The organism is Zwartia sp. (assembly GCF_049655405.1).
GTDB lineage: Bacteria > Pseudomonadota > Gammaproteobacteria > Burkholderiales > Burkholderiaceae_B > Zwartia.
Genome location: NZ_JBASJR010000013.1, coordinates 536,118 through 560,170, shown reverse-complemented (window position 1 = coordinate 560,170; position 24,053 = coordinate 536,118). Strand labels below are relative to the sequence as shown.

The window sequence follows — 24,053 nt, the reverse complement described above, 5'->3', positions numbered from 1 at the left end:
CATGTCAATACTTGTCATCGCTGAACACGATAATGTTCAATTAAAAGCTGCAACTCTGAACGTCGTGGCGGCTGCCTCCAAAATTGGCGGAGATGTGCATGTGCTGGTTGCAGGCGCTAACGCTGCTGCGGTTGCTCAGCATGCTGCAAAAATTTCCGGCGTCTCTAAAGTGCTGTTGGCAGAGTCTCCCGCCTTGGCGGACGGCTTGGCTGAAAACGTTGCCGAACAGGTCTTGGCCCTCGCACCTGCCTACAGTCACATTTTGTTCGCAGCGACCGCATCAGGTAAAAATGTGTCGCCACGCGTGGCGGCTCGTTTAGACGTTGCACAGATCTCCGAGATTCAGTCTGTGTTGTCGGCCGATACGTTCGAGCGTGCGATTTACGCGGGTAATGCTGTTGCGACCGTTCAGTCCGCGGACCCTGTCAAAGTGATCACTGTGCGCACCACTGGTTTTGACGCAGCGCCCGAGGGCGGAAGTGCTGCTGTAGAGTCGGTGACACCTGCTGCCTCAGCAGGTCTGTCCACCTTTGTGGGTCGCGAAGTTGCCAAGAGCGATCGTCCTGAACTTGCTGGCGCCAAGGTTGTGGTGTCTGGCGGTCGTGGTATGGGTAGCGCTGAAAACTTCAAAATCCTTGATCCGCTGGCAGACAAGCTGGGTGCTGCATTGGGTGCCTCACGCGCTGCCGTGGATGCAGGCTATGCGCCCAACGATTGGCAAGTGGGTCAAACAGGAAAAATCGTCGCGCCTCAGTTGTATGTCGCGATTGGGATTTCCGGTGCGATCCAGCACTTGGCGGGCATGAAAGACTCTAAAGTCATCGTGGCCGTCAACAAAGATGCAGAAGCGCCTATTTTTGGCGTAGCGGATTACGGTTTGGTGGCTGACCTGTTTACTGCCGTACCTGAGCTCGTCAACACGTTGTAATCCAGCACGTCGTCCTTTAGGACTCAGCAAACTTGACCCCCACTCATTGGATCTTGCATCCAGCGTCTGGGGGTTTAGCTTTTTTAAATTCAAGCGTACATATCCTATCGGTGCCCTATGACTTATCGTGCTCCTGTTGAAGACTTTAACTTTGTATTCAACGCTCTCGCGGATATGCCGGGTTTGCTGAAGCTACCAGCTTTTGCTGGGGTGGAGCTTGATTTGCTCGCTGCTGTTTTAGAAGAAAACGCAAAATTTACTGCTGAGGTGGTCGCACCGACTAACCGAACGAGTGATCGTCAGCCACCTGTATGCCAAGCTGGGCGTGTCAGCATGCCCGCTGAGATTCATGAGGCGTTTCGGCAATTCGTTCAAGGCGGCTGGCAAGGTCTTCGCCATCCCGAGCAGTGGGGAGGGCAGGGCTTACCGAAGTTGCTCGCGACGGCGACGACCGAAAATCTGTATGCAGCAAACGTAGCTTTTTCTTTGTGTCCAATGTTGACAGATGGCGTGATCGAAGCGCTCCTTCTGACAGGTTCTGATGTTCAAAAACAGACCTATATCAAGCCCCTCGTGAGCGGCAAGTGGACGGGCACGATGAACTTGACTGAACCGCAGTCAGGCTCTGATTTGTCCTTGGTGACGACACGTGCAGTCCCTCAGGCCGATGGCCAATACCGCTTGTTTGGACAAAAGATTTACATCACTTTCGGTGAGCATGATCTGGCTGAAAATATTGTGCATCTCGTCTTGGCGCGGACGGCAGATGCGCCTCCGGGCGTCAAAGGACTCTCTTTGTTTGTCGTGCCTAAATTTTTAGTCAATGCGGATGAGACGCTCGGCGCACGCAATGATGTGTGGTGTGCGTCGATCGAGCATAAGCTCGGTATTCATGGCAGCCCCACCGCTGTGCTGTTATTTGGTGATGACAAAGGTGAAGTCGGGGCAGGTGCGATCGGTTCGCTGGTCGGGCAAGAAAACCGTGGCTTAGAGTACATGTTCGTCATGATGAATGCTGCAAGGTTTGCTGTGGGGGTGCAGGGAATCGGGGTCAGCGAAGCTGCGACACAACGTGCGACAGCGTATGCGCGCGATCGGATACAGAGTCGTGCCATTGAAGGGTCAGCAGGACCTGTTGCCATTATTAAACATCCAGATGTTCAGCGTATGCTGATGACGATGCGTGCGCTCACGGAGAGCGCGAGAGCGATTGCTTGTGTGGCAGCGGCAGCAGATGATTTAAGTCTTGAGCACCCTGAGCCAGAAGTACGGCGGACTAATCAGGCACTCTACGATTATTTAGTACCCGTTGTAAAAGGATTTTCCACAGAGTGTTCGCTTGAGGTGACATCACTCGGCGTACAGGTCCATGGAGGCATGGGCTTTATCGAGGAAACAGGTGCTGCTCAGTTTTATCGTGACGCCCGAATTCTGACCATTTACGAAGGGACGACTGCGATACAAGCGAACGACTTAATCGGGCGAAAAACCATTCGTGATGGAGGCGCAACGGCGCATCGCTTGGTCTCGTCCATGCAACAGACCGTGCTCGAGCTGCGTGATGTTGCGATGCGTTCACCTGCTGAGCCACGTGAAGGTTTGTTGTTGATTGCGGACAATCTAGCGCGGGCGATCACGCAGTACGAGTCTGTCGTTTCTTATATGCTCGAGCACACGCAAGAAAACATCCGCGCAGCCTATGCAGGAAGTGTGCCTTATTTGATGCTGACGGGTTATGTGTTGGGTGGTTGGCAGATGGCACGTGCGGCACTCGCCTGTATTGGCGATCAGCCTGCCTGCTTGAGCGCTGGCGTTTCACCAGAGTTCATGTCCAATAAGTTTGCAACGGCTGTGTTTTATGCGGGAGTGGTGCTGCCTCGCACAGAGGCGCTTGGCCGCACCATTCATCAAGGTGTCGCGCTCAACCAGGCAGTTGAGCGCTCTACTTTGATGTGATCAGGGCAAAATGGCATCCAGGCTCGTATTGACCTCGATGAGCAACGGCTCGCGTGTCGCGAGTGCATTTTTGATCACGGCATCAATTTCAGACTTGTCTTGGATGCGTGCTGCTTTCATTCCAAAGCTTGTCGCCAAGGTGTAAAAGTCTGGATTGAATAATGACGTGCCGCTGACGCGACCGGGATACCCACGCTCCTGATGCAGACGGATGGAGCCGTAGCTGCTGTTGTTGGACACAATAAAGATGATTGGAAGCTTGCGCTCCACAGCTAGGATCATCTCGTTTCCAGTCATGAGAAAACCACCATCGCCCACCATACAAATGGTCGTGCGCTCAGGCTCTCGCATTGCGCAGGCGAGTGCGGCAGGTGTGCCATAGCCCATCGCTCCAGCGAGAGGGGCCATCAAACGCTGACCCGACTTAAAGCTGAAGTGACGATATACAGGTGCTGCGAAGGTGCCCGCATCCAGACAGATTGTGGTGTCGAGCGAGGCATTTTCAGCGACGGCGCGCACAACTTCTGTAAAGTTGACGCCTTGTTTGGCTTGACGATTGGGCCAGGCAGCGTAGGGTTGAGAGTGTTGACGCAAGGTCTTGAGCCAGTCTTGGCGGACGGTGTTGGGTTGCGTGGCGTTAGCCTGTGTCAACGCGCGCACGAGTGCGATTGGGTCGCACACCAGTGGATAATCCGCCACTGTGTCCCAGTTTACGATGCGTGAATCTGGATAGCAGTGGAGGAGTGTCTGTGGGGCTTGGGCGTAGCGAGGGAACTGGAAATTTTGGGTCGTGATGTCGCCTAGGCGTGTGCCGAGGGCTAAGACAAAATCGCTTTCTTGCAAGGTCGCCATTTGAGCGGCTTGGTTGGACAGTCCTAAATCGCCGACAAAGAGTGGATCATCATTGGCAAAAATGTCGTGGCGGCGAAAGGACACCATGGTGGGAAGTTGCCAGTGATGAACAAACGCACGCAGCGCCTCGCGTCCACCAGGGCAGTCAAACATTCCGCCCGCTATCACGACGGGTCTTTGTGCATCTGCCAGACGCTTGCCAATTTCGTCCATCATCGCTTGGTCTGGCAAACCAAAAACTTGGGCGTGATTTTTAAAGTTTGGTTTAGCAACTGTTTGTTGCTGAATATCTTCTGGAATGACGATCACAACAGGACCTGGAACACCAGACGTCGCCATACGAATGGCTTTGAATGCTGTTTCAGCAAGTTGTTCGGGGGTTTGGCATTCAAAGACCCATTTAGCGATGGAGCCATACATCTTTTGATAGTCGATTTCCTGAAATGCCTCGCGGCGCAAATCACGTGCTGCAATTTGTCCGACAATCAAGATCATTGGTACGGCGTCTTGTTGAGCGGTATGCACGGCGATGGCTGCGTGGGTGGCACCGGGTCCGCGACTGACGAGCGCAACGCCCGGGCGACGCGTCAGGCGGCCATCGGCAACGGCCATATAGCCCGCGCCACCTTCATGACGGCAGGTCACGACGTCGATCTGAGGAAAGTCGACCACAGCATCCAGGAGGCCCAGATAGCTTTCGCCAGGGACGAGAAAAATGCGGTCCATGCCGTGATCGGCAAAAACTTGAAAGAGTGCGTGACTTGAGGTGAATGGATTCATGAGTTGTGCGTCAGAAGAGGTCTAGGTTTCAGCGGTACAGGTTTCAGAATTGCGGTTTTTGATTGCGAAATGCTTCAATTATCTTGGATCAAGAAATTAGCATAAAGCGAGGTGTTGTAAAAAAGTGAGTAAACAAAAGACTGTTATTGCAAACAGTACTGATTTAATATACAGTACTGTTTATGCAATCAGTTTGTGCCGATTGCGAGAGACACAAGATTTGGTCTCATTTCATCTGGTTTTCCGCAAAGGAGCGAAAAATGACACGTGAAGTCCGCCACAATTACCCCCCAACATTTGCTGCTTATGCTGGCGACAGTCACTCGGCCACCACCAAAAACATGGTGTCTGATGTATTTTTACTGGCCTTTTGGGCTGCGATGGTTCCTGTCTCCATGTGGATTGGAAGCGCTGCTGGTTTCTAAGCTGCTGGTTTCTAAGCTGCTGGTTTCTAAACTACTGGCTTCTAAGCTGCCGAGTTCTAAGCTTGGTTGCATTTGCTCAGCTATTTGCTTAGCTATTAGCTCAGCTACTTGCCAGCATCACCACACCCGCGGCAATAAAACAGCAGCCCACGATTCTGCCCCATCCTACGGGTTCGCGCAAAAGATACAGTCCCGCTAGTGTGACCAGTAGCATAGACATCTCACGCGCAGGCGCCACCAGGCTGACTGGCGCGCCATTACGCAGGGCATACAGCACCAAAATATAACCAAGCGGTGAGAGCAGGCCGATCGCCCACGCGAGCGGCCAATATCCCCGCATTGCATTCCACGCGCGTTTCGGCTGTCGGGCCATATGTGGCAACATCAACATACTTTTCGAAGCCGAAGTCGCCCAGTCAAATAAAACGGGTGCAATGCCAAGCGCAATGACGCCGTAGGCATCGACCAGCGTATACGCAGCAATCAGCAAGCCAATCCAGAGCCCCCATCTCACGCCAATCATGGCCTCCGGTAGCAATAGACGTCTGATTTGGCCTTGGGTGGCAATCATCAATACCCCAGCGACCACCGCAAGCATGCCGCTAATGCCAAGCACAGTCGCGGGCTCCCGAATAAAAAGAATCGCACCAATGGTCGATAAAAATGGCCCCGTTCCCCTCGCAACTGGGTAGACCACGGATAAATCTGCGACCTGGTAGCCACGCTGCAGGCTTAGGCTATAGACCAGATGTAACGTTCCTGACAGCAAAATACAGCCTAATATCGACCAGCTCCAGGCGTTTTCCTCAAACACAAGAATCCAGATGACCCAGGGTGTAAAAAGGATCGTGGAGCACAGTCCATAGGCAAATACAAAGGCAGGACCGACTTGCGCGGCACGTTTGGCCAGCAAATTCCATGAGGCATGACAAATCGCCGCGACGATGACGAGCAGCAGGGCAGAGAGAGTCATGTGAGGATCATCAGTCAGCTAAAAAGGGCTAAAGTGTTGTAGAATAGAGAGCTTTTTATCACATCCTCTGCCCGGTAGCGGATTTCCGAATAGGTCGGATGTCCAGCCAAATAATATTGACCGAGAGCATGATGACTTGGAGTTTTTATGAATTTGATCGCAATTATTGAGCAAGAAGAAATTGCTCGTTTGACAGGCGGAAAGCCCGTTACAGATTTCGCGCCAGGCGATACAGTCGTCGTGAGCGTCAACGTTGTCGAAGGTACACGTAAGCGTACCCAGGCTTTTGAGGGTGTTGTGATTGCACGTCGCAATCGTGGCCTGAACTCAGCTTTCATCGTTCGCAAAATCTCCTCCGGCGAAGCCGTTGAGCGTACGTTCCAGTTGTACTCACCACAGATCGCTGGCATCGAAGTCAAGCGTCGCGGTGATGTGCGTCGTGCCAAGCTTTATTACCTGCGTGACCGCTCCGGCAAGTCCGCACGTATCAAGGAAAAGCTCGTTCGCAAGACAGTCGCAGCATAAATGTTTGTCGACTCAATGCGAAAGTAGAAAAAAGCACCCTGTTGGGTGCTTTTTTTTCGTCAAATAGTCATATCCACTCGCAAACTAATCGGTCCTCTCCACTATGTCCTCTGATTCTTCCGAAAGCCTGCGTCCTCGCAGACCTCCTGTCAGACCTTCTTTTGATCCGATGACACAGCCATGGACTCCTTCTGCGTTGCCTTTTGCCGCGGTGCCTGCTCATCGATTAACGCCATCTTCTTTGCGCAGTGTGCTGACAGGCTCCATTCAACGTCCGCTGGATATTCCCAACGAGTCACTCATCAGAATGCCAGGTCGTGATGGTACGCCGGTGGAGGCCGCAGTATTGGTGCCCATCGTGATGCGACCTGAGGGATTAACGGTTTTATTGACGCAACGAACCGCTCACTTAAATGATCATGCCGGGCAGGTGAGTTTTCCGGGCGGACGCGTTGAATCAAGTGATGTCGATGTACAGGCGACCGCTCTGCGCGAGACAGAAGAGGAAACGGGGCTATCCAGAGCGTTTATTGAATGCCTGGGTGGACTGCCTCGCTATGTCACTGGGACGGGCTTTGCCGTCAGTCCAATCACGGCTCTCGTGCGCCCTGGTTTTGAGCTTAATCCTGATACGTTTGAAGTGGCAGAGATTTTTGAAGTGCCGCTGTCCTTTTTAACTGATCCTGCAAACTACCGTTTTCATCGGGCTGAGCTCGCGGACGGGCGTGTTCGGCAGTACTACTCAGTGCCTTGGAAGCAGTTTTTTATCTGGGGGGCGACTGCCGCCATGCTGCTGGGTATGTGTCAGATTTTGTCAGAAGCTGGCGAATAATCTAATAACTTTCGTGGTCTTCTTTAGCCTGAATCAAGCGCAGGTAAAGCGCATGGCGGGCGGGGTTAATTTCCTTGCGCGCGAGAGCGGCTAGCACTCCGCAATTTGGCTCGTGCTGATGCGTGCAGTTGTAAAACCGACAGTGCTCTCTGTGAGCGCTGAACTCTGGAAAACCACGTTCGATTTCTTCGCGACTCAAATGCAACAAGCCAAAACCTTGAAAGCCGGGGGAGTCAATGAGATCTCCGCCATCCTCGGGCAGGTGATACAGACGTGTGCTTGTCGTGGTGTGTCGGCCAGCCCCTAACGCCACAGAATGCTCCTGAGTTGCAGCTTGGGCTAAAGGTGCAAGCGTATTGAGCAAGGTCGACTTGCCCATGGCGCTTTGGCCTAGTAGCAGAGAGGTTTTGTCCTTGAGGAGTGGCAAGACCTGCGTCTGGACACTGACGGGATCACGCGCGCAAATTTCAATGATCGGCACTCCGAGTGAACGAAAGGGTGCAAGCCTTGCTTGTGCCGCAGGCATGCCCGCCACCAGATCAACTTTGTTCAATAAGATGATGGGCGAGATATCTGCAGACCACGCGCCTGCCAAGGAGCGACCAAGGAGGTCATCCGAAAAGGCAGGCTCCACCGCAATGACAATCAATAGTTGATCGACATTAGCGGCAAACTGCTTGCTGCGCGATTCGTCGGAGCGAAACAAGAGATTTTTGCGCTCCAGAATCGACTCAAGCGCACCTTCATCCTGACCTTGGCGGGAAATGGCGACATAGTCACCCACAGCCGCATCATTCTTTTTACCTCTGGGAAAGCACTTGATTAAGGTGCCTCCCTCGACTTCGACGCTGTAATGTCGCCCATGGGCTGCAATGACGCGACCGCGCAGACGTTCTGTCATGACGCCAACAGTTGACGAATACGAGTCGCAACAGGAGGATGGCTATCGTAAAAGGCTGAGTGAAGCGGATCTGGAGTAAGCGTTGATGCATTGTCATCCACGAGCTTGATGAGCGCGGATACCAGCTGATCTGCGGAGCTTTGATCGCTGGCAAAGCGATCCGCTTCAAACTCATCCTTGCGAGAAAACCAGCTAAACAAGGGGGTGAGACCGAAGGTAAAAACGGGCACCACCATAAAGAACAGAATGAGCGCCATGGCATCATTGCGTCCGCCCAGTTGCGGAACAACGCCGAGGTCTGTGTAGAACCAGACCTGCTGCGCGAGCCAGCCCAAAATGGCGAAAAATATCAAGGATCCAGCAAAGCTGAGGGCGAGGCGTTTAAAGATGTGATTGTGTTTGAAGTGACCTAACTCATGCGCTAGCACTGCAATGATTTCATCTGCACTCAAGCGAGCGAGCAGGGTGTCGAAAAATACAATCCGACGGGCGCGACCGAAGCCCGTGAAATAGGCATTGCCATGGGCCGAACGTTTGGAACCATCCATCACAAACAGACCGTTCAGAGAAAATCCACAACGCTGTGCAAGTGCCTGAATTTGTTGTGCAAGCGCTTGGTCTTCGAGGGGGGTAAATTTGTTGAAAAGTGGTGCGATCCAAGTCGGGAAGATGAACAGAACCAAGAGGTTAAACACTGACCAGAGCCCCCACGCCCATGCCCACCAGAAATCACCAGCCTCAGCCATCAGCCATAGCACTGCAGCGATCAGAGGTAAGCCGAGTACGGCGCCGATCAAAATGCCTTTGACGGAATCTGCGAAAAAGAGCTTGGGTGTCATGCGGTTAAAGCCAAACTGCGCCTCAAGCTTGAATTGACGGTAAATGGAGAAGGGTAAGCCGAGCGCGCCGAGCAACGACATGACCGCCACAATCAAGAGCACCTGACGCAATAAGTCATGTGTCGTGAGTGTGCTGACCCACAGGTCGATGTGCTGGAGTCCGCCAAGCAAGGTCAGTCCTACTAAGATCGCGGCATCAAATACCAACTCAACCATGCCCAAGCGAACCTTAGCGGCGGTGTAGTCCGCTGCTCGCTGGTGGCTCGGTAGTCCGATGCGGGAGGCAAACTCTGCGGGAACCACTTCACGATGGCTAACAACATGCCTGAGTTGGCGGCTTGCTAGCCACAAACGGGTGCCGATCGTCGCAAGTAGGAAAGCAATAAAAAGTATCGTAAGCATGGGTCAAGATAGCCTTATGGCAGCATGTGAGAAAATCACGTTTTAACTGGATTGATTATATGGCTAACCCCCCCTCTCAGAAAGCATCTCCCCAAACTGCAAAAACAGTCCTGAATGAGTTCCGACTTGTGTGGCTCGACATGGAAATGACAGGGTTGGATCCTGAGAAAGAGCGCATCATCGAAGTCGCTGTTGTGGTGACTGAGCCTGATTTGACGATCGTGGCGGAGGGGCCAGTGCTGGTGATTCATCAGCCGGACAGTTTGCTGGATGCTATGGATAGCTGGAATCGCTCCACGCACGGTAAAAGCGGCCTGACAGATAAAGTGAAAGCGTCTACCTTGACTGAAGAACAAGCCGAGACCCAACTCATTGCGTTTCTCTCCCAGCACGTGCCTGCAGGCAAGTCTCCACTGTGTGGCAATACTGTGAGTCAAGACCGGCGATTTATGTTTAATTACATGCCAAAACTTGAGCAGTTTTTTCACTACAGAACTGTTGACGTCAGCACGATTAAAGAGCTCGCACGTCGTTGGAGACCCGAGTTACTAAAGGGCTTTGAAAAACGCAGCAAGCACGAAGCGCTTGCTGATATTTACGAGTCGATCGATGAGCTCAAGTATTACCGTGAGACTTTCATCAAACTGGCTTGAAACCTTTGATGATGTGGCGGTACCAGCCCTGTAACAAGATGGCAGAGATCGCGAGTCCAATCGTAGCCATGAGCCACATACTGCCTGCACCGACGGGAGAGCCGGCCAACAGTTGATTGCGCAGAGGCTCGATGAGGCCTTTGCCTGGCCCAAAGCCTAACCACCATCCGCCGAGCAGTCCCACGACCATCAATGCAAAGATTTGCAGGCATAGTGGGACGACGGCAACCTTGTGTGCCCGCAATAAATAGCTATTGATGCATTGCATCGCATCGACCACATGAAAGAACGGTAGGAGTGCCAGCAGCGATAGTGCGATCGTGGCCACAGCAGGATCGTTGGTATACAGCGCCACAATAGACTCGCGCCCAAAATAAAGACCACAGGCGGTAATCAGTGCGCCGCCCAGTCCGATCACCAAGCCCATCATGCTTGTGCGATGCGCTTGGTGCATTTGCCCGGCTCCAATGGCTTGTGCGGCCAGAGCTGCCGTCGCCACACCAATCGCCATCGGCATCATATAGGCGAGCGCGGCCAGATTAGAGGTAATCTGATGACCGCCAATGACTGCGGTGCCCTCTTGGGCCACCAGCAGCGCCATAAAGGTAAAGGCGCTCACTTCGACCAAGTAGGAGCCTCCCATCGGAATGCCGAGGCGCAAAATGCTCCATATTTCTGACCACTGAGGACGCCCCAGTTTTAAGTGAAACTGTTTGAAAAATGGCGTTCGCGTCACGATCCACATCCCGATTGCAAGATTGATCCAAAACACAATCGCGGAGGAAATGCCTGCTCCAGTCGCACCCAAGGCCGGTAAGCCCCAATTGCCAAAAATGAGTAGCCAGTTAAAAAATATTTTGAGTGCAATGCCGACTAAGTTGATCGTCATGATGAGCTTAGGGCGCGAGACAGCATTCGCGAGGGAATATACGGTGCGAAACATCAGCGCGGCGGGCAGTGCGCACGTTAAGGCAAGCAGGTAACTTTTAATGTTGGCGCGCACGAGTGGATCAATGTCGCCGGAAAAGCTCAGCCAAACATCAGGAAATAAAAGAACCGCGCCACCCAGCACGGATAAGAGCAGCGAAACCCAGATGCCTTGCCCCCATGTTTGCCCGACACGCTCGAGTTTGCCTGCGCCAACATATTGCGCCTGAATGGGAATCAGCGCATGCATCACGCCCGTCAGTCCAATAAAGACAGTGATATAAATGGAAATGGACAATGCCATCGTGGCAAGATCGATCGGGCCCGCATGGCCCGTCATCGCAGTGTCTAGCACGCCAAAGGCCATGCTCGCCCATTGACTGATTAAGATAGGCCAGGCTTGCTTAAAGATGGCGCGGAGCGTTGCACCAAAAGAGCGTGCTGAGGTGTCGACGACACTCATTATTTGGAAAGACGCAGAATGCGGTAGCGATCAAAACGGTCGGCTCCCCGTGAGCCTTGCCAAAGGACCTCGGCGCTATCACTAAAACCAGCCTCGCCACTTTCAAGTTTTTTTCGCGTCGTTTGCTGCAACACAAAAGGACATTTTGTGTCGTAGACTAATTCAATATGCTCAAACACGTAAAGCGAAGCGCGCGGGCCGAGAGCGAGACCTTGTTCTCTTAGGCAGGCAAGCTCTCCGGGTGTTTCTGACAAACCCTCGAGTGTTTGGCGAATCTCAGCTGACATGGGTCGATAGCTGCGAACGTAATCCACGGCAGGAAGCCAAAGCAACACCAGCATGATCCACGTAATGGTCAGTCCACCTGCAGCCAAAAGAGAACCACGCCACAAAGCGTTCGGGTTTGCTTTGACTCTCCATAGGATCATTGCACCCCAAGAAAGCGTACAGACTATCGCAAGGCTCACAGCCCACCAAACAATTTGTGGTTCGTAGCCGGTCGTCTGACGGGCGATGTTGAGAGAGATTTGTTTGGGGATGCCAAAGTGAAGTGCAAACCAGCCGATCCAGACGCACGCTACCGCGACTGAAAAGCTCATTAAGGCAAACCAGTCCAAGGTGTTGATGACGCCCCGACGCATCGTGGGAATAGCAAAGGCTGCCAGAACGGCTAGAGGACACACAAATAAAACATACTCAGCCTCATCAGACTGAGGAGAAATCAACATCATCAGCAACGCAGCGAGGACAAACGAGAGCGGGATCCAGATGTGAGGCGCAGTCGTCCAGCGACGCCATTGCCAGAGCGCTAAAAGTGCCAGAGGCCATGTCGGCCAAAGAAACCATGGCAAATCACGTAGGGGACGCACCGCATTTTCATACTCTGGCAAACCAAAGCTGAGTTGGTTCCAGTACAGCCATTCCTTCATCCAGGCAGGATGAAGGCGCATGGTCGGTATCCACCAACTCGCAATCAGCAGTGCGGCCAGCACAATCGCGACCAACGCGTAATATCGCGAGGGCCAAAGAACAGAGCGTTTTTGAAAGGCGATGGGTAGTGTGAGCAAAAGTGGCACGAGACCAGGCCAGGCCCGGGTCAAGAAGGCACCAGAAAGCGCGAGTGCCAGCATCAACATGCCCATTTTCGGCTTGTCCATCATGCGTGCAAGAGCGTAAAAACCTATGGCTTGAAATGCGAGGTTCGCCGGGACATTAGAGGTTTCATGAAAGCGTAGTAGTACTCCACCCGTGGCAAGAAATAAAAGTGCCGCGACGTCCGCGATCAGTCGACCGTAATCCTTGACGGTAGGTTCTCCGCCAAAAGGCAACGCGAGAGGTTGTGCCTCGTTTCGACGTCCAAGCAGGTAGGTGCCATACCAGACACAGCTCAGCGTGATTCCAAACCACAACAGGTTAATGAGGCGCGAAGCACCTATCTCCCCAAGTAAGGGACTAAACAAATGAATCAGAATCGCGCCCACCCACATTGAGAGTGGACCATCTTGCGTAAGCTTGAGATCTCCAAGGTGCGGAACAAGCCAGTCTGCCCCTTGAGACTCAAGCGCAGACAGCATGGTGGCCAAACTTAGTACATCATCTGTTTTCCATGGGTCGCGGCCGTACAGGCCTGCCAACACGTAGGCAACCGCCAGTATGAGCAGCACGAGCCTTGGTAGCTTGGCGGAGGCGTTGGCAGTGAGTCTTGCCGGTGTGGATTGGGTAGAGGAGGGCGACACGCGCGGACTCAAACCTTTAAATTGAGGGGTGTAAGACTAAGTTACCAAAAAAAAGGCAGCCTGGAGGCCGCCTCTTTTTGCGAAAACTGACCTAAGAAGCAGATCAGGCAGACGCCTTTTTGGTGCCAGAGGTACGGGCAAAACGGGCACGGAACTTTTCAACGCGGCCAGTTTCGACGATACGTGTTTGAGCGCCGGTGTAGAAAGGATGAGATTCTGAAGTCACGTCGCACTTGAACAGAGGATAGGTTTTTCCATCCATTTCAATCGTTTCGCGGCTGTTGAGTGTCGAGCGGGTAATGAATTTGTTGCCTGTTTGCAGGTCAACGAACACTACGTCGCGGTAATTTGGGTGAATCTCGTCTTTCATTTTAAATCCTCTGGGTTGGACGGGTCGCCAGCTGCAACTGAAGCACTACTTCTTTCTAATACAGCCACGTATCCTAATCTAAGTCCGTCATTCTACAGGCAAAGATGAGATTTCGCAATGTGAGAGTGCTATTCTGACAGCAGAATTTGGAAAAAAAAGGTGTTTTTTAACAATGGCTTGGAAAAAAAATACAGCTCCGCTGCATGAAGTACCCACAATTTCAGAAGGAGGTGGCATTCGATACTTGCACTTCGGGACTGAGTGGGTACAAGGCGCAATGTGGGTGTCAAAACCCGCTGAGCTGGTCCTCGAATACACGGCCCAAATGATGGCTTGGCTCCTGTTTTTGGCTCCCCCGCGCCAGCAAGCGATTGGCATGCTGGGTTTGGGAGCGGGGTCCTTGGCACGCTTTTGCTTAAAACATACGACCAGCACACTCCGAGTAGTCGAGTGGAATCCGCTCGTGACCTCGGCATGTGAGTTGTATTTCAAACTTCCCAGACCCAATAGAATGTTGATTGAGCATCTTGATGCAGGTGCGTGGGTGGCTGATGCCCACAATCGGGAGTCATGCGAAGTGCTGATGGTTGATCTGTATGATGGCGAGGCGGCAGGTCCCGTTCGCGATTCGCTAGAGTTTTATCAGCAATGCCACAGCGTCCTCGGAGAGGTGGGGGTGGTGACCATTAATCTTTTTGGTGCGCATGCGAGTTTTGAAAAAAACATACGACGCTTAAGCGAGGCCTTCGGGGGGCGGTTGCTGAGTTTGCCCCAGATTGATGCTGGCAATCAGGTGGTGTTGGCTTTTAAGGGCCCGCCGATTGAGATTGCAATTGAGCAGTTACTCGCTCGCGCAGAGGTGGTCGAGTCACAATATGGTCTGCCCGCAAGAAAATGGGTACGTTCCATGCAGGGCCGCACCAAAGACGGCATATTGATCGTTTAACTGATATTAATTTTGATGAAAATACGTATACCGGGTGTATGTTGGCTAGCGTTAGGGCTAGGGCTGCTACTCGTCAATGTCGAGTCCTCAGCTCAAACAAAATCTGTATCGATTTTGTCCTATCAGAAGGATGAGTCCTCTGTGGAGATGGTGGACGGCATTCGAGAGGTGCTAAAAAGCGCGGGTTTCCGCGAGGGGCGTAATCTCAAGCTCAGAGTGGTGGATGCACAAGGTGAGCCTGAACAAGTTCAGCAACTGGCTTTAGAAATGATCAGGGGTCGGCCCGATGTCATTGTCAGTCTGTCATTGCCTGCCACACAAGCGGTTGTTTTACATACAAAACAAATTCCTGTTGTGTTTGCTGGCATCACCGATCCGGTGGCCGGTGAGGTCGTCACAAGCATGGGGCCCTCAGGCAACAACATCACTGGCGTGTCGGATGCGTTGTCATTGCAAAAGAGGGTGGCGTTGCTCAAGCAGCTTTTCCCCAAGGCACGCCGCGTGGGTGTGCTGTACAACCCCTCCGATGCAAGCTCGGTGGCGCAAGTGCGTGAATTTCAGGAAAATTTGAGCGGGTCGGGTTTGATCGCGATTGAATTAACCATATTGCGTCCGCTGGATGTTGGCTCAGCCGCCCGCAGTTTGATCGAAAAGGTTGATGTCTTCCAAACCTTAACAGACCGGACTGTGAGCCAAGGTTACGCATCGCTCGTCCAGGTCGCGAACGATGCTCGGATTCCGCTTGTTGGGTGGGACGTCAGCGATGTCCGCGCGGGCGCCGTCGCGGCGGTTGATCTCACCGATCAAGATATTGGGTCTGCGGCAGGACGCTTGACATTGCGGATCTTGCGAGGCGCCAAGCCAGGCGCTATTGCGCCAGAGGTCGTTGCAAATCCGCCTATCTATACGAATTTGCAAGCTGCACTCAAACAGGCGGTCACTTTTACACCAGCATTTTCAAAAGTGGCCCGACCGTTGGTTCAATAGAATTTTCCAACGAAATCCCTCACTTTGAAACGACCTTATGCGCGGAATGACGATTGATCACAATGCGCATGATAATCTCACATTGAGCAGGTTATCGCTTCATACATACTGCGCAGTCAACCGCACAACACTTTAGAGAACTTCACCATGATTGATCTTGGCGTCAATATTGATCACGTCGCAACACTGAGACAACAGCGTCACACGACGTATCCCGATCCAATCAAAGCGGCCCTGCTGGCCGAGGATGCCGGTGCAGATCTGATTACCCTGCATTTGCGCGAGGACCGGCGCCATATTCAGGATGCGGATGTGTTCGCCATGCGGCCGCAGTTACGTACACGCATGAATCTAGAGTGTGCGATCACGCCTGAAATGTTAGCGATTGCGTGCAAAGTTGTCCCTCAAGATGTTTGCCTTGTTCCCGAGAAGCGAACTGAACTGACGACCGAAGGTGGTCTGGATGTACTGGGCGGTTTTGCCACAGTTAAAGCAGCTGTCGAACAGCTTCAGGCGAGCGGTATTCGCGTGTCTTTGTTTATTGATCCAGATGCGCGCCAGATCGGGGCGGCAGTCGACACCGGCGCGACCGTGATCGAACTCCATACCGGCGCCTATGCTGAAGCCAAAACCGCTGAACAGGCCGCAGCCGAGTTAAGCCGTTTACAAAAGGCTATTGCTGTGGCGGTTTCTCAAGGCTTGCGAACAAATGCAGGCCATGGTTTGCATTTTGGTAATGTCGCACCGATCGCTGCACTCCCAGGTATTGCTGAACTCAATATTGGTCATGCCATCGTGGCGCAAGCGATATTCGACGGTTGGGAAAATACCATCCGCAATATGAAAGCATGCATGATTGAGGCAAGATTAAACGCACAACGAGGCATCTCGATGCCAACGCTTAAAAATTAAAGGTAGGTCGACTTGAGTGCAATTGCTGGTATTGGCACGGATCTAGTCAAGATGGATCGTATCGATCGGGCTTGGCAGCGTCACCCTGAGCGATTTCCAGAAAAAATTCTGGGTGAAGATGAGTTGCGCGTGTTTAAAGCCCGAGCCGCGCGCGATCGCGGTCGTGGTGTTCGCTATTTGGCGACACGCTTCGCCGCCAAGGAGGCTTTTTCAAAGGCAGTGGGTTTGGGCATGCGGATGCCTATGTGGTGGACACGCATGCAAACCTTGAACATGAAAGGTGGGCGACCTGCCATTGTTTTATCTGGGCCATTAGCCCAGTGGTACGAGTCCCGCTTTGGGCCTGCCCATGTTTCTCTGACTGACGAATCAGAGTATGGCGCGGCTTATGTCGTGGTGGAAACCCGCCCAGAAGCGTCAATGAGCACAAATTTTTCTGGAGAGTAATGAACATGACCGAAGCAAGCAGACCCTCTATTCCTCGAGGCCCTTTGGTGGTCGATGTCGCAGGCACTGTCATGACGGCCGCGGAGGAGGCACGGTTGCTTCATCCGCTAGTAGGCGGCGTCATTCTTTTTGCACGTAACTTCAGCTCGCGTAAACAGCTTGTTGCCTTGACCAAGCGCATTCATGAATTAAGAACGCCAAGCTTATTGATTGCGGTCGATCACGAAGGCGGTCGTGTACAGAGGTTTCGTACAGACGGCTTTACAACACTTCCTTCAATGCGCAGCCTAGGCGTTGCCTGGCTCAAGGATCCTATGAACGCCATGCGCATGGCAACAGATGTGGGCTATGTGTTGGGTGCTGAGTTGCGCGCCTGTGGCGTCGACTTGAGCTTTACACCGGTCCTGGATTTAGATTTTGGTGTGAGTAGCGTGATCGGAGATCGCGCTTTTGATGGGGACCCGCGAGTGGTTGCGATGCTTGCGCGTGCCTTGTCCCAAGGACTGGCCCAGGCCGGTATGGGGGCGTGTGGCAAACACTTTCCGGGTCATGGCGCGGTTGCAGCAGATTCGCATCATGCCGTGCCACGCGATTCACGGTCGCTGAAAAAAATTCTGGAACACGATGCTGCGCCATATCAATGGCTAGGCGACCAAGTGATTCCTTCCGTCATGCCCGCACACGTCATTTACACCAAAGTAGATCCCATGCCCGCTGGGTTTTCAGCAAAATGGATCAAGGAAATTTTGCGTAAAAAGCTCAGCTATGACGGCGTGGTGTTTTCAGATGACCTCACCATGGAAGGCGCAGCAGTAGCGGGTGATATTTTGGCGCGTGCGCGTGCTGCGCTGAATGCAGGCTGTGACATGGCCTTGGTCTGCAATCGCCCTGATCTGGCAGATGATTTGCTTTCGCGTCTGAATTGGACGTCGACACGCCACTCTCTTGCACGCATTGAACGACTGATGCCAAAAACTGATGCCCCAGACTGGAAATCCTTGCAAAAGCAATTGGCTTATCTTGAGGCCTTGAAATCGGTACAAGCGCTGCATGAGCGAGCCTGAGCCAATCGCTTTTGATATCAAGGCGTTTCTCGCACAACTGCCGCATCTGCCTGGCGTTTATCGGCATATTGATGCGGCAGACGAGGTTCTGTACGTCGGTAAAGCGCGCGACCTAAAAAAGAGGGTATCTTCTTATTTCCAAAAGACCCCCTCAAGCCCTCGTATCGGGCACATGGTGGCGCGTGTCGTAAGGATTGAGGTCACAGTCACGCGCTCTGAGGCTGAGGCGCTGATTCTCGAAAACAATCTGATTAAAAATCTTCGTCCTCGCTATAACATTCTGTTTCGCGATGACAAGTCCTATCCCTATTTGATGCTGTCAGGCCATGTGGCGCCACGTATCGCGTATTACCGCGGATCTACGCAAAAGAAAGGGCAGTTTTTTGGTCCGTACCCAAGCGCTTGGGCTGTTCGCGAGACGATCCAGATTTTGCAAAAGGTATTTCGCCTGCGCACCTGTGAGGACACGGTTTACGCCAACCGTTCCAGGCCTTGTCTACTTCATCAGATTGGACGCTGCTCTGCACCGTGTGTCGATGAGATTTCCGAGGCGGATTATGCCGAGGATGCGACGCGTGCCGCCCGTTTTTTAAACGGTGAAACGCAAGAAATCATGGGCGATATAGAGCGACGCATGCAACGCGCCGCTGAGGCACTTGAGTTTGAACAGGCCGCGATGCTGCGTGATCAGATGGGGGCGCTTGCGAAAGTTTTGCATCAACAAACGATGGAGGACTCGGATCAGAGCGATACAGACATCATTGTGGTGGCCTCGTCCGGTGGCAAAGTATGTGTCAACCTCGCCATGGTGCGTGGCGGACGGCATTTGGGAGATCGCGCGTTTTTCCCCACCCATACCGATGGCGATTCAAGTGCAGAGGTATTAGAGATTTTTATTGCACAACATTATGTGGATCATCCTTTGCCTGCTGTGATTGTGGGTTCGCATGCTTTGCCGGATGCAGAGCTGATTGATTTGATTGCAGAGTCCAAGTCAACTAAGTCTCGCTTTATTAGTCGCCCGCAGGGTGTGCGTAGAGCGTGGCTTGAACAAGCGACGCGCAATGCGGAAATGGCACTCGGGAGTGCATTGCTGGAGTCTGGCGCGCGAAGTGCTCGAACCCTAGCACTTGCTGAGGCGCTCGATCTTGACACCGACCCGGTTGCGCTCGAAGGCTTGCATATTGAATGCTTTGATATTAGTCATACCGCTGGCGAGGCCACTCAAGCCTCTTGTGTCGTGTACGCAAATCACGCCATGCAGCCATCGCTGTATCGTCGCTACAACATTGCAGGCATTACGCCGGGAGATGATTATGCGGCGATGCGGCAGGTACTCACCCGTCGGTTTGGCAAAGTGGCGGATGGTGAGGCACAAATGCCAGGTCTAGTGCTGATCGATGGCGGCAAAGGGCAGGTTGAAATCGCTCGTCAGGTTTTTGCTGAGTTGGGGTTGGATACCGAGGTGTTGGTCGGGGTCGCTAAAGGTGATCGTCGCAAGGTCGGATTGGAAACCTTGATTTTCCCAGACGATAGAGCCCCAATGGTGTTGGGCGAGGCCTCCGCCGCACTGATGCTCATTGCACAAATTCGGGATGAAGCGCATCGTTTTGCCATCACGGGAATGCGCGCCAAACGCGCGAAGACTCGTAATGTGTCACGCCTAGAGGACATTGACGGGATTGGTGCCAAACGTCGTCAGCGTCTGTTGGCAAGATTTGGCGGGTTTAGTGGTGTAGCCAATGCCAGCATCGAAGACTTGGCCTCGGTCGAGGGAATCTCCCCAGAGTTGGCCGAGCGTATCTATTTTTCTCTACGCTAACTGGGTTAGCATAGCGTATGCCTTTAAATATACCCATCATCCTGACATGGCTGCGTATCGCCATGATTCCGCTCCTAGTCGGGCTTTATTACTTGCCCGAAGCTTGGATGAGTATCCCTGTCCGTGACACCACGGCAAGTCTGGCTTTTATTTTTGCCGCATTAACCGACTGGTTCGATGGCTGGCTTGCGCGCCGTTGGAACCAGACTTCGTCATTCGGGGCTTTTTTGGATCCCGTCGCGGACAAATTGATGGTGTCTGCTGCGTTGTTGGTTTTGCTGAATCTTGACCGCGTCGACGTCATGATTGCGCTGGTTATTATCGGTCGCGAAATCACTATCTCGGCTTTGCGCGAATGGATGGCGCAGATCGGCGCGAGCGCAAGTGTGGCCGTGCATTGGCTTGGCAAGTTCAAGACAGCCGCTCAGATGATCGCGATTCCTTGTTTGCTTTATTACGACACGCTTCTTGGCATACCTTTCGCTGCGATCGGTCGTGTGCTGATTGTCATCGCAGCGATTTTGACCGTCTGGTCGATGTTGTACTACCTCAGGCGAGCATGGCCTGTGATCCGAGAAAAGACCGCAAAAGATTAAAGCCTGGGTTGTTCTTTCCCAGGCTGTCTCCCCTTGAATGACCTATTGCTGCGCGCTTCTCTGAAGGGCGGGGGCGGGCATTCCTGGGGTCGCACGCCAAGGGTTGATATCTAAGCCCCCACGACGGGTGTAGCGCGCATAAACCGATAGCTTTTGTGGCTTGCACTTTGCCATGATGTCCTGAAATATCGTTTCAACACATTGCTCGTGAAACCCATTATGCATCCGGAATGAAACGATATATTTCAACAAACCTGCATGATCAATCTGATGGCCGGTATAGTCAATTTTGACACAGGCCCAGTCAGGCTGGGACGTTACCGGACAGTTAGACTTGAGCAGTCTAGAAAAAAGGGATTCGTGGACAATGCTGGATGTCCCTGATTGCTTGGGGGCCAGACAAAGCAGATCTGCGTTCGGCTCGTAGCAATCGATCGTGAGTGATTGCGAGTCCAAATCAAATCCGTCAAACTCTTTGATGTGTAAAGCTGCAAAATCCTTAGGTAGAATCAACTCCACCTCGACCTGAGCACCTGCAGCATGCGATAAATCAATGCGCAGGGTGTCTAGCATGCGTTCAGTTGAAGCAAAGGCAGCTTGGTTGAAACTGTTTAAGTACAGTTTCAGTGACTTGGACTCAATAATGTTGGGACTTTGACAGTCCACTTTGAGTCGCAATATGGCAACCTGAGGCATCCCTTGAGGGGTGAGCCAGGACATTTCGTAGGCGTTCCACAGATCCCAGCCCATAAAAGGCAAGGCTCCTGATTGAATACCGATCTCTAGGCGTGCCTCTGCTCTCGAAATTGGAAAAAGAAGAGTCGGGTCATAGGCGGTTGGATAGGCAACATCCTGACCAAGAGGTAGATCGCGCAGAGGAAGTTTCATCAGATAGCATCTAAAAATAAACTCGATTTTACCTAGTTGATCTAAATCAAGGCGTTGATACACCTACACCGCCTAGAATTCACCCACTATGGCCAAATCAATTTTCGCACTCAATCGACCTTTGACCCCCAGCGAGATGAGTGATCGCAGGCGCAGCCTTGTTCGATTAGGCTTGGCCTGGCTTGCCATGATGCAAGTGATGATGTTTGCGTTGCCAGGATATCTGAGGATTGAAGCAGGTCCGAATGACAGCCTCGAGGTCCTTGATTGGGCCATTTTTCTGATGAATTGGGCCAGCCTGGCACTCACTGTGCCAGTGGTCATATACGCGGCTTGGCCAGTTTGGCAAGGCGTGGCTCGCTCTTTCTCCGAGCGCCGCGTCACGATGGATATTCCCGTGGCAACGAGTATGGTGGCTGCTTTTATTCCAAGTGCGACAGCAACCCTATCAGGTCATGGCGAGGTCTATTTTGACTCTGTGACGATGTTTATCGCATTTTTGTTGACGGCGCGTTATTTTGAAACGCGTGCGCGACAGTCCGTTGAGGCTGCTCAAGGTGGGGCACAACTCGAGGCGTTATGCAGGCCTCTCATTGCCCAATCTGATCGCGTTGCGAGCATTTTTATCCTCACACAATTAGGCGTTGCTTTTGCGATCGCTGCTTTTTGGTGGTGGACACAACCTGAGCATGCTTTGTCGATCCTTGTTGCTTTATTGGTGATGAGTTGTCCTTGTGCGCTTGCACTTGCCGCACCGATGTCTCTTGCCGCCACGCATGCGAGCTTGGCGGCTTATCCGGATATGAGCCAACAACAACGAACTGCTTTATTTACTCGGACACGACGCATCACACGAGAAAATTTATACGGTTCACTAATTTGGCATGTGTTGACGATGCCGCTTGCGGCCGTGGGGTGGGTGACACCTTGGCTCGCAGCCTTATTCATGTTTGTATCTTCTGCAGCAGTCGTGCTCAACGCTTGGCGGCTTTACTCCATACCCGCTGATTCAGGTTGCGTGAATATGCCAAAAGGGCTCAGTCCCAAGACGCTAGCCTAGGAATCGATTTGGAAATTCTATATCTGCTCTTGCCCCTTTCACTTGCCGTCATCGCGCTTGTGGGCGGCATGTTGTGGTGGGCTGTGTTTTCAGGTCAGTATGACGATCCCGATGCGGCAAGCCAGTCAATTTTGCTTGACGATGATCGGCCGGCTTCTGTTGCAAAACCGTCAAATCCAGATCGTCACTAAAAGAACAGTGCTTAAAAAAGGGTTGACTTGATATGGATCAAGTGCGAATCACCCTTGGTTTGGCATGATGTCACCATCAAGAGATATTTTTAACAAGGAAACAATATGGCTCGCTCAAATGTGGTGACGGCCGAGACCTTTAACTACGGAGTCGTCAGGCAGTTTGCCATCATGACGGTTGTTTGGGGTGTCGTTGGGATGTTGGTAGGTGTCATACTTGCCGCGCAATTGTTATGGCCCGAGCTGAATTTGGACATTCCTTGGTTGACGTATGGTCGAATTCGGCCCTTGCACACGAATGCGGTCATTTTTGCCTTTGGCGGTAGTGCCTTATTTGCGGCTTCATATTATGTGGTGCAGCGAACCTGTCAGGCGCGTTTGTTTGGTGGTTTTTTGATTCCCTTTACGTTTTGGGGTTGGCAGCTCGTGATTGTGGGCGCAGCCATCACGCTTCCTTTGGGCATCACAACCAGTAAAGAGTACGCAGAACTTGAATGGCCGATCGATATTTTGATCACTCTTGTCTGGGTTGCGTATGCGATTGTGTTTTTTGGCACGATCGTTAAGCGAAAGAGCAAACATATCTATGTCGCAAACTGGTTCTTCGGCTCCTACATCCTGACTATTGCTATTTTGCACATCGTCAACAATATTGAAATGCCAGCAACAATGTGGAAATCTTATTCCGCTTACGCAGGTGTGCAGGATGCAATGGTTCAGTGGTGGTACGGTCACAATGCCGTCGGTTTCTTTTTGACCACGAGTTTTCTGGGCATGATGTATTACTTCATTCCCAAGCAAGCTGAACGACCCATCTATTCCTATCGCTTGTCGATTGTGCACTTCTGGGCACTCGCATTTACGTATATGTGGGCAGGTCCTCACCATCTTCTTTACACGTCATTGCCTGACTGGACACAGTCTCTCGGCATGGTGTTTTCTCTGATTCTCTTGGCGCCATCTTGGGGCGGCATGATCAACGGCATCATGACGTTGTCAGGTGCCTGGTACAAATTACGCACCGATCCTATTTTGAAGTTTATGGTTGTATCGCTGTCTTTCTATGGTATGTCGACCTTCGAAGGCTCCATGATGTCCATCCGTACGGTGAATGCCTTGTCGCATTACACCGACTGGACTGTTGGACACGTGCACTCCGGTGCGCTGGGCTGGGTTGCGATGATTACGTTTGGCATGCTGTATTACTTGATTCCCAGACTTTGGGGGCGTGACAAGATGTACAGCACCAAATTGATTGAGGTGCATTTCTGGATCGCCACGATCGGCGTGGTGTTGTATATCGCCTCGATGTGGATTGCCGGCGTGATGCAGGGTCTGATGTGGCGTGCCACTGAACCCGATGGCTCTCTCACATACAGCTTTGTCGAGTCAGTGAAGTCCTCGGTACCTTTTTATGCGATTCGTCTGTTAGGAGGTTTGTTGTATTTAGTTGGTATGTTGGTGATGGCCTACAACGTCTTCAAGACTGTGATGGGTGAAAAAGCTGTCAATCCTGCCATCCCTAATGACATCACTCAACAACCTATGCCCGCAGTTGCTGCGGCGAAAGCCTGAGGA

General features: G+C 52.3%; 24 protein-coding genes. 16 read left to right on the top strand and 8 right to left on the bottom strand.

Annotation, left to right across the window (positions count from 1 at the left end):
* Position 1: 1 nt before the first annotated feature.
* Positions 2-928, top strand: a complete 927-nt coding sequence (locus WBJ47_RS14035; RefSeq protein WP_422244263.1) for an electron transfer flavoprotein subunit alpha/FixB family protein — start codon at positions 2-4, stop codon at positions 926-928.
* Between the two features lie 117 nt (positions 929-1,045).
* Positions 1,046-2,884 carry an acyl-CoA dehydrogenase gene (locus tag WBJ47_RS14030; RefSeq protein WP_422244265.1) on the top strand — a complete coding sequence of 613 codons (1,839 nt, stop codon included), beginning with the start codon at positions 1,046-1,048 and terminating at the stop codon, positions 2,882-2,884.
* On the opposite strand, the gene WBJ47_RS14025 is transcribed toward WBJ47_RS14030, so the two are convergent.
* The gene (locus WBJ47_RS14025) at positions 2,885-4,516 is read right to left on the bottom strand and encodes a thiamine pyrophosphate-dependent enzyme (protein ID WP_422244266.1); all 1,632 of its coding nucleotides are present in this window, start codon (positions 4,514-4,516) and stop codon (positions 2,885-2,887) included.
* A gap of 260 nt (positions 4,517-4,776) precedes the next feature.
* Here WBJ47_RS14025 and WBJ47_RS14020 point away from each other — a divergent pair, with 260 nt between their 5' ends.
* Positions 4,777-4,941, top strand: a complete 165-nt coding sequence (locus tag WBJ47_RS14020) for a hypothetical protein (RefSeq protein WP_422244268.1) — start codon at positions 4,777-4,779, stop codon at positions 4,939-4,941.
* A 100-nt stretch (positions 4,942-5,041) separates the two neighbouring features.
* Here the strand turns inward: WBJ47_RS14020 and WBJ47_RS14015 are convergent, their stop codons facing one another.
* Positions 5,042-5,914 (bottom strand): EamA family transporter, encoded by an 873-nt coding sequence (locus WBJ47_RS14015; RefSeq protein ID WP_422244270.1) that lies wholly within the window; start codon positions 5,912-5,914, stop codon positions 5,042-5,044.
* A 147-nt stretch (positions 5,915-6,061) separates the two neighbouring features.
* On the opposite strand from WBJ47_RS14015, the gene rplS reads away from it, so the two are divergent.
* Both rplS and WBJ47_RS14005 read left to right on the top strand, forming a co-directional pair.
* A complete protein-coding gene (rplS, locus tag WBJ47_RS14010) occupies positions 6,062-6,439 on the top strand; it encodes a 50S ribosomal protein L19 (RefSeq protein ID WP_422244272.1) in 378 nt (125 codons plus the stop codon).
* Between the two features lie 103 nt (positions 6,440-6,542).
* A complete protein-coding gene (locus tag WBJ47_RS14005) occupies positions 6,543-7,271 on the top strand; it encodes a CoA pyrophosphatase (RefSeq protein WP_422244274.1) in 729 nt (242 codons plus the stop codon).
* A 1-nt stretch (position 7,272) separates the two neighbouring features.
* On the opposite strand, the gene rsgA is transcribed toward WBJ47_RS14005, so the two are convergent.
* Together rsgA and WBJ47_RS13995 are read right to left on the bottom strand one after the other, a co-directional pair.
* Entirely contained in the window at positions 7,273-8,172 is a 900-nt protein-coding gene (rsgA, locus tag WBJ47_RS14000) for a ribosome small subunit-dependent GTPase A (protein WP_422244275.1), read from the bottom strand.
* On the bottom strand, positions 8,169-9,413 hold the full coding sequence (locus WBJ47_RS13995) for a M48 family metallopeptidase (protein WP_422244276.1): 1,245 nt from the start codon (positions 9,411-9,413) through the stop codon (positions 8,169-8,171). Before WBJ47_RS13995 ends, rsgA begins: the two co-directional genes overlap by 4 nt.
* 59 nt (positions 9,414-9,472) lie before the next feature.
* Here WBJ47_RS13995 and orn point away from each other — a divergent pair, with 59 nt between their 5' ends.
* Positions 9,473-10,066 carry an oligoribonuclease gene (gene orn, locus WBJ47_RS13990; RefSeq protein ID WP_422244277.1) on the top strand — a complete coding sequence of 198 codons (594 nt, stop codon included), beginning with the start codon at positions 9,473-9,475 and terminating at the stop codon, positions 10,064-10,066.
* Here the strand turns inward: orn and WBJ47_RS13985 are convergent.
* The 3 genes from WBJ47_RS13985 to WBJ47_RS13975 form a co-directional block, all read right to left on the bottom strand.
* A complete protein-coding gene (locus WBJ47_RS13985) occupies positions 10,053-11,456 on the bottom strand; it encodes an MATE family efflux transporter (RefSeq protein WP_422244278.1) in 1,404 nt (467 codons plus the stop codon). The genes orn and WBJ47_RS13985 overlap by 14 nt on opposite strands.
* Positions 11,456-13,192, bottom strand: a complete 1,737-nt coding sequence (locus WBJ47_RS13980; protein ID WP_422244280.1) for an ArnT family glycosyltransferase — start codon at positions 13,190-13,192, stop codon at positions 11,456-11,458. Before WBJ47_RS13980 ends, WBJ47_RS13985 begins: the two co-directional genes overlap by 1 nt.
* Positions 13,193-13,295: 103 nt before the next feature.
* Entirely contained in the window at positions 13,296-13,562 is a 267-nt protein-coding gene (locus tag WBJ47_RS13975; protein WP_422244282.1) for a type B 50S ribosomal protein L31, read from the bottom strand.
* 172 nt (positions 13,563-13,734) lie between these two features.
* Here WBJ47_RS13975 and WBJ47_RS13970 point away from each other — a divergent pair, with 172 nt between their 5' ends.
* From WBJ47_RS13970 to pgsA, 7 genes are all read left to right on the top strand, one after another.
* On the top strand, positions 13,735-14,508 hold the full coding sequence (locus WBJ47_RS13970; protein ID WP_422244284.1) for a spermidine synthase: 774 nt from the start codon (positions 13,735-13,737) through the stop codon (positions 14,506-14,508).
* A 15-nt stretch (positions 14,509-14,523) separates the two neighbouring features.
* On the top strand, positions 14,524-15,495 hold the full coding sequence (locus WBJ47_RS13965; RefSeq protein ID WP_422244286.1) for an ABC transporter substrate-binding protein: 972 nt from the start codon (positions 14,524-14,526) through the stop codon (positions 15,493-15,495).
* A gap of 147 nt (positions 15,496-15,642) precedes the next feature.
* Entirely contained in the window at positions 15,643-16,407 is a 765-nt protein-coding gene (locus WBJ47_RS13960; RefSeq protein ID WP_422244288.1) for a pyridoxine 5'-phosphate synthase, read from the top strand.
* 12 nt (positions 16,408-16,419) lie between these two features.
* Positions 16,420-16,854: a holo-ACP synthase gene (acpS, locus tag WBJ47_RS13955; protein WP_422244289.1), complete on the top strand. Its 435-nt coding sequence runs from the start codon at positions 16,420-16,422 to the stop codon at positions 16,852-16,854.
* Entirely contained in the window at positions 16,854-17,918 is a 1,065-nt protein-coding gene (gene nagZ / locus WBJ47_RS13950; protein ID WP_422244290.1) for a beta-N-acetylhexosaminidase, read from the top strand. Before acpS ends, nagZ begins: the two co-directional genes overlap by 1 nt.
* Positions 17,905-19,740 carry an excinuclease ABC subunit UvrC gene (gene uvrC / locus WBJ47_RS13945; protein ID WP_424585335.1) on the top strand — a complete coding sequence of 612 codons (1,836 nt, stop codon included), beginning with the start codon at positions 17,905-17,907 and terminating at the stop codon, positions 19,738-19,740. The genes nagZ and uvrC overlap by 14 nt, the downstream gene beginning before the upstream one ends.
* Before the next feature lie 17 nt (positions 19,741-19,757).
* Positions 19,758-20,336, top strand: a complete 579-nt coding sequence (gene pgsA / locus WBJ47_RS13940) for a CDP-diacylglycerol--glycerol-3-phosphate 3-phosphatidyltransferase (protein ID WP_422246230.1) — start codon at positions 19,758-19,760, stop codon at positions 20,334-20,336.
* 42 nt (positions 20,337-20,378) lie between these two features.
* On the opposite strand, the gene queF is transcribed toward pgsA, so the two are convergent.
* Positions 20,379-21,224, bottom strand: coding sequence for an NADPH-dependent 7-cyano-7-deazaguanine reductase QueF (gene queF / locus WBJ47_RS13935; protein ID WP_422246231.1), 846 nt, complete (start codon positions 21,222-21,224; stop codon positions 20,379-20,381).
* An 88-nt stretch (positions 21,225-21,312) separates the two neighbouring features.
* Between queF and WBJ47_RS13930 the strand changes: the two genes are divergently transcribed.
* The 3 genes from WBJ47_RS13930 to ccoN all read left to right on the top strand — a co-directional run bounded on the left by WBJ47_RS13930 (position 21,313) and on the right by ccoN (position 24,050).
* The gene (locus tag WBJ47_RS13930) at positions 21,313-22,284 is read left to right on the top strand and encodes a hypothetical protein (protein ID WP_422246233.1); all 972 of its coding nucleotides are present in this window, start codon (positions 21,313-21,315) and stop codon (positions 22,282-22,284) included.
* An 8-nt stretch (positions 22,285-22,292) separates the two neighbouring features.
* Complete coding sequence (ccoS, locus tag WBJ47_RS13925; RefSeq protein WP_422246234.1) at positions 22,293-22,475, top strand: cbb3-type cytochrome oxidase assembly protein CcoS; 183 nt, start codon at positions 22,293-22,295, stop codon at positions 22,473-22,475.
* A gap of 105 nt (positions 22,476-22,580) precedes the next feature.
* On the top strand, positions 22,581-24,050 hold the full coding sequence (ccoN, locus tag WBJ47_RS13920; protein ID WP_422246236.1) for a cytochrome-c oxidase, cbb3-type subunit I: 1,470 nt from the start codon (positions 22,581-22,583) through the stop codon (positions 24,048-24,050).
* Positions 24,051-24,053 lie beyond the last annotated feature (3 nt).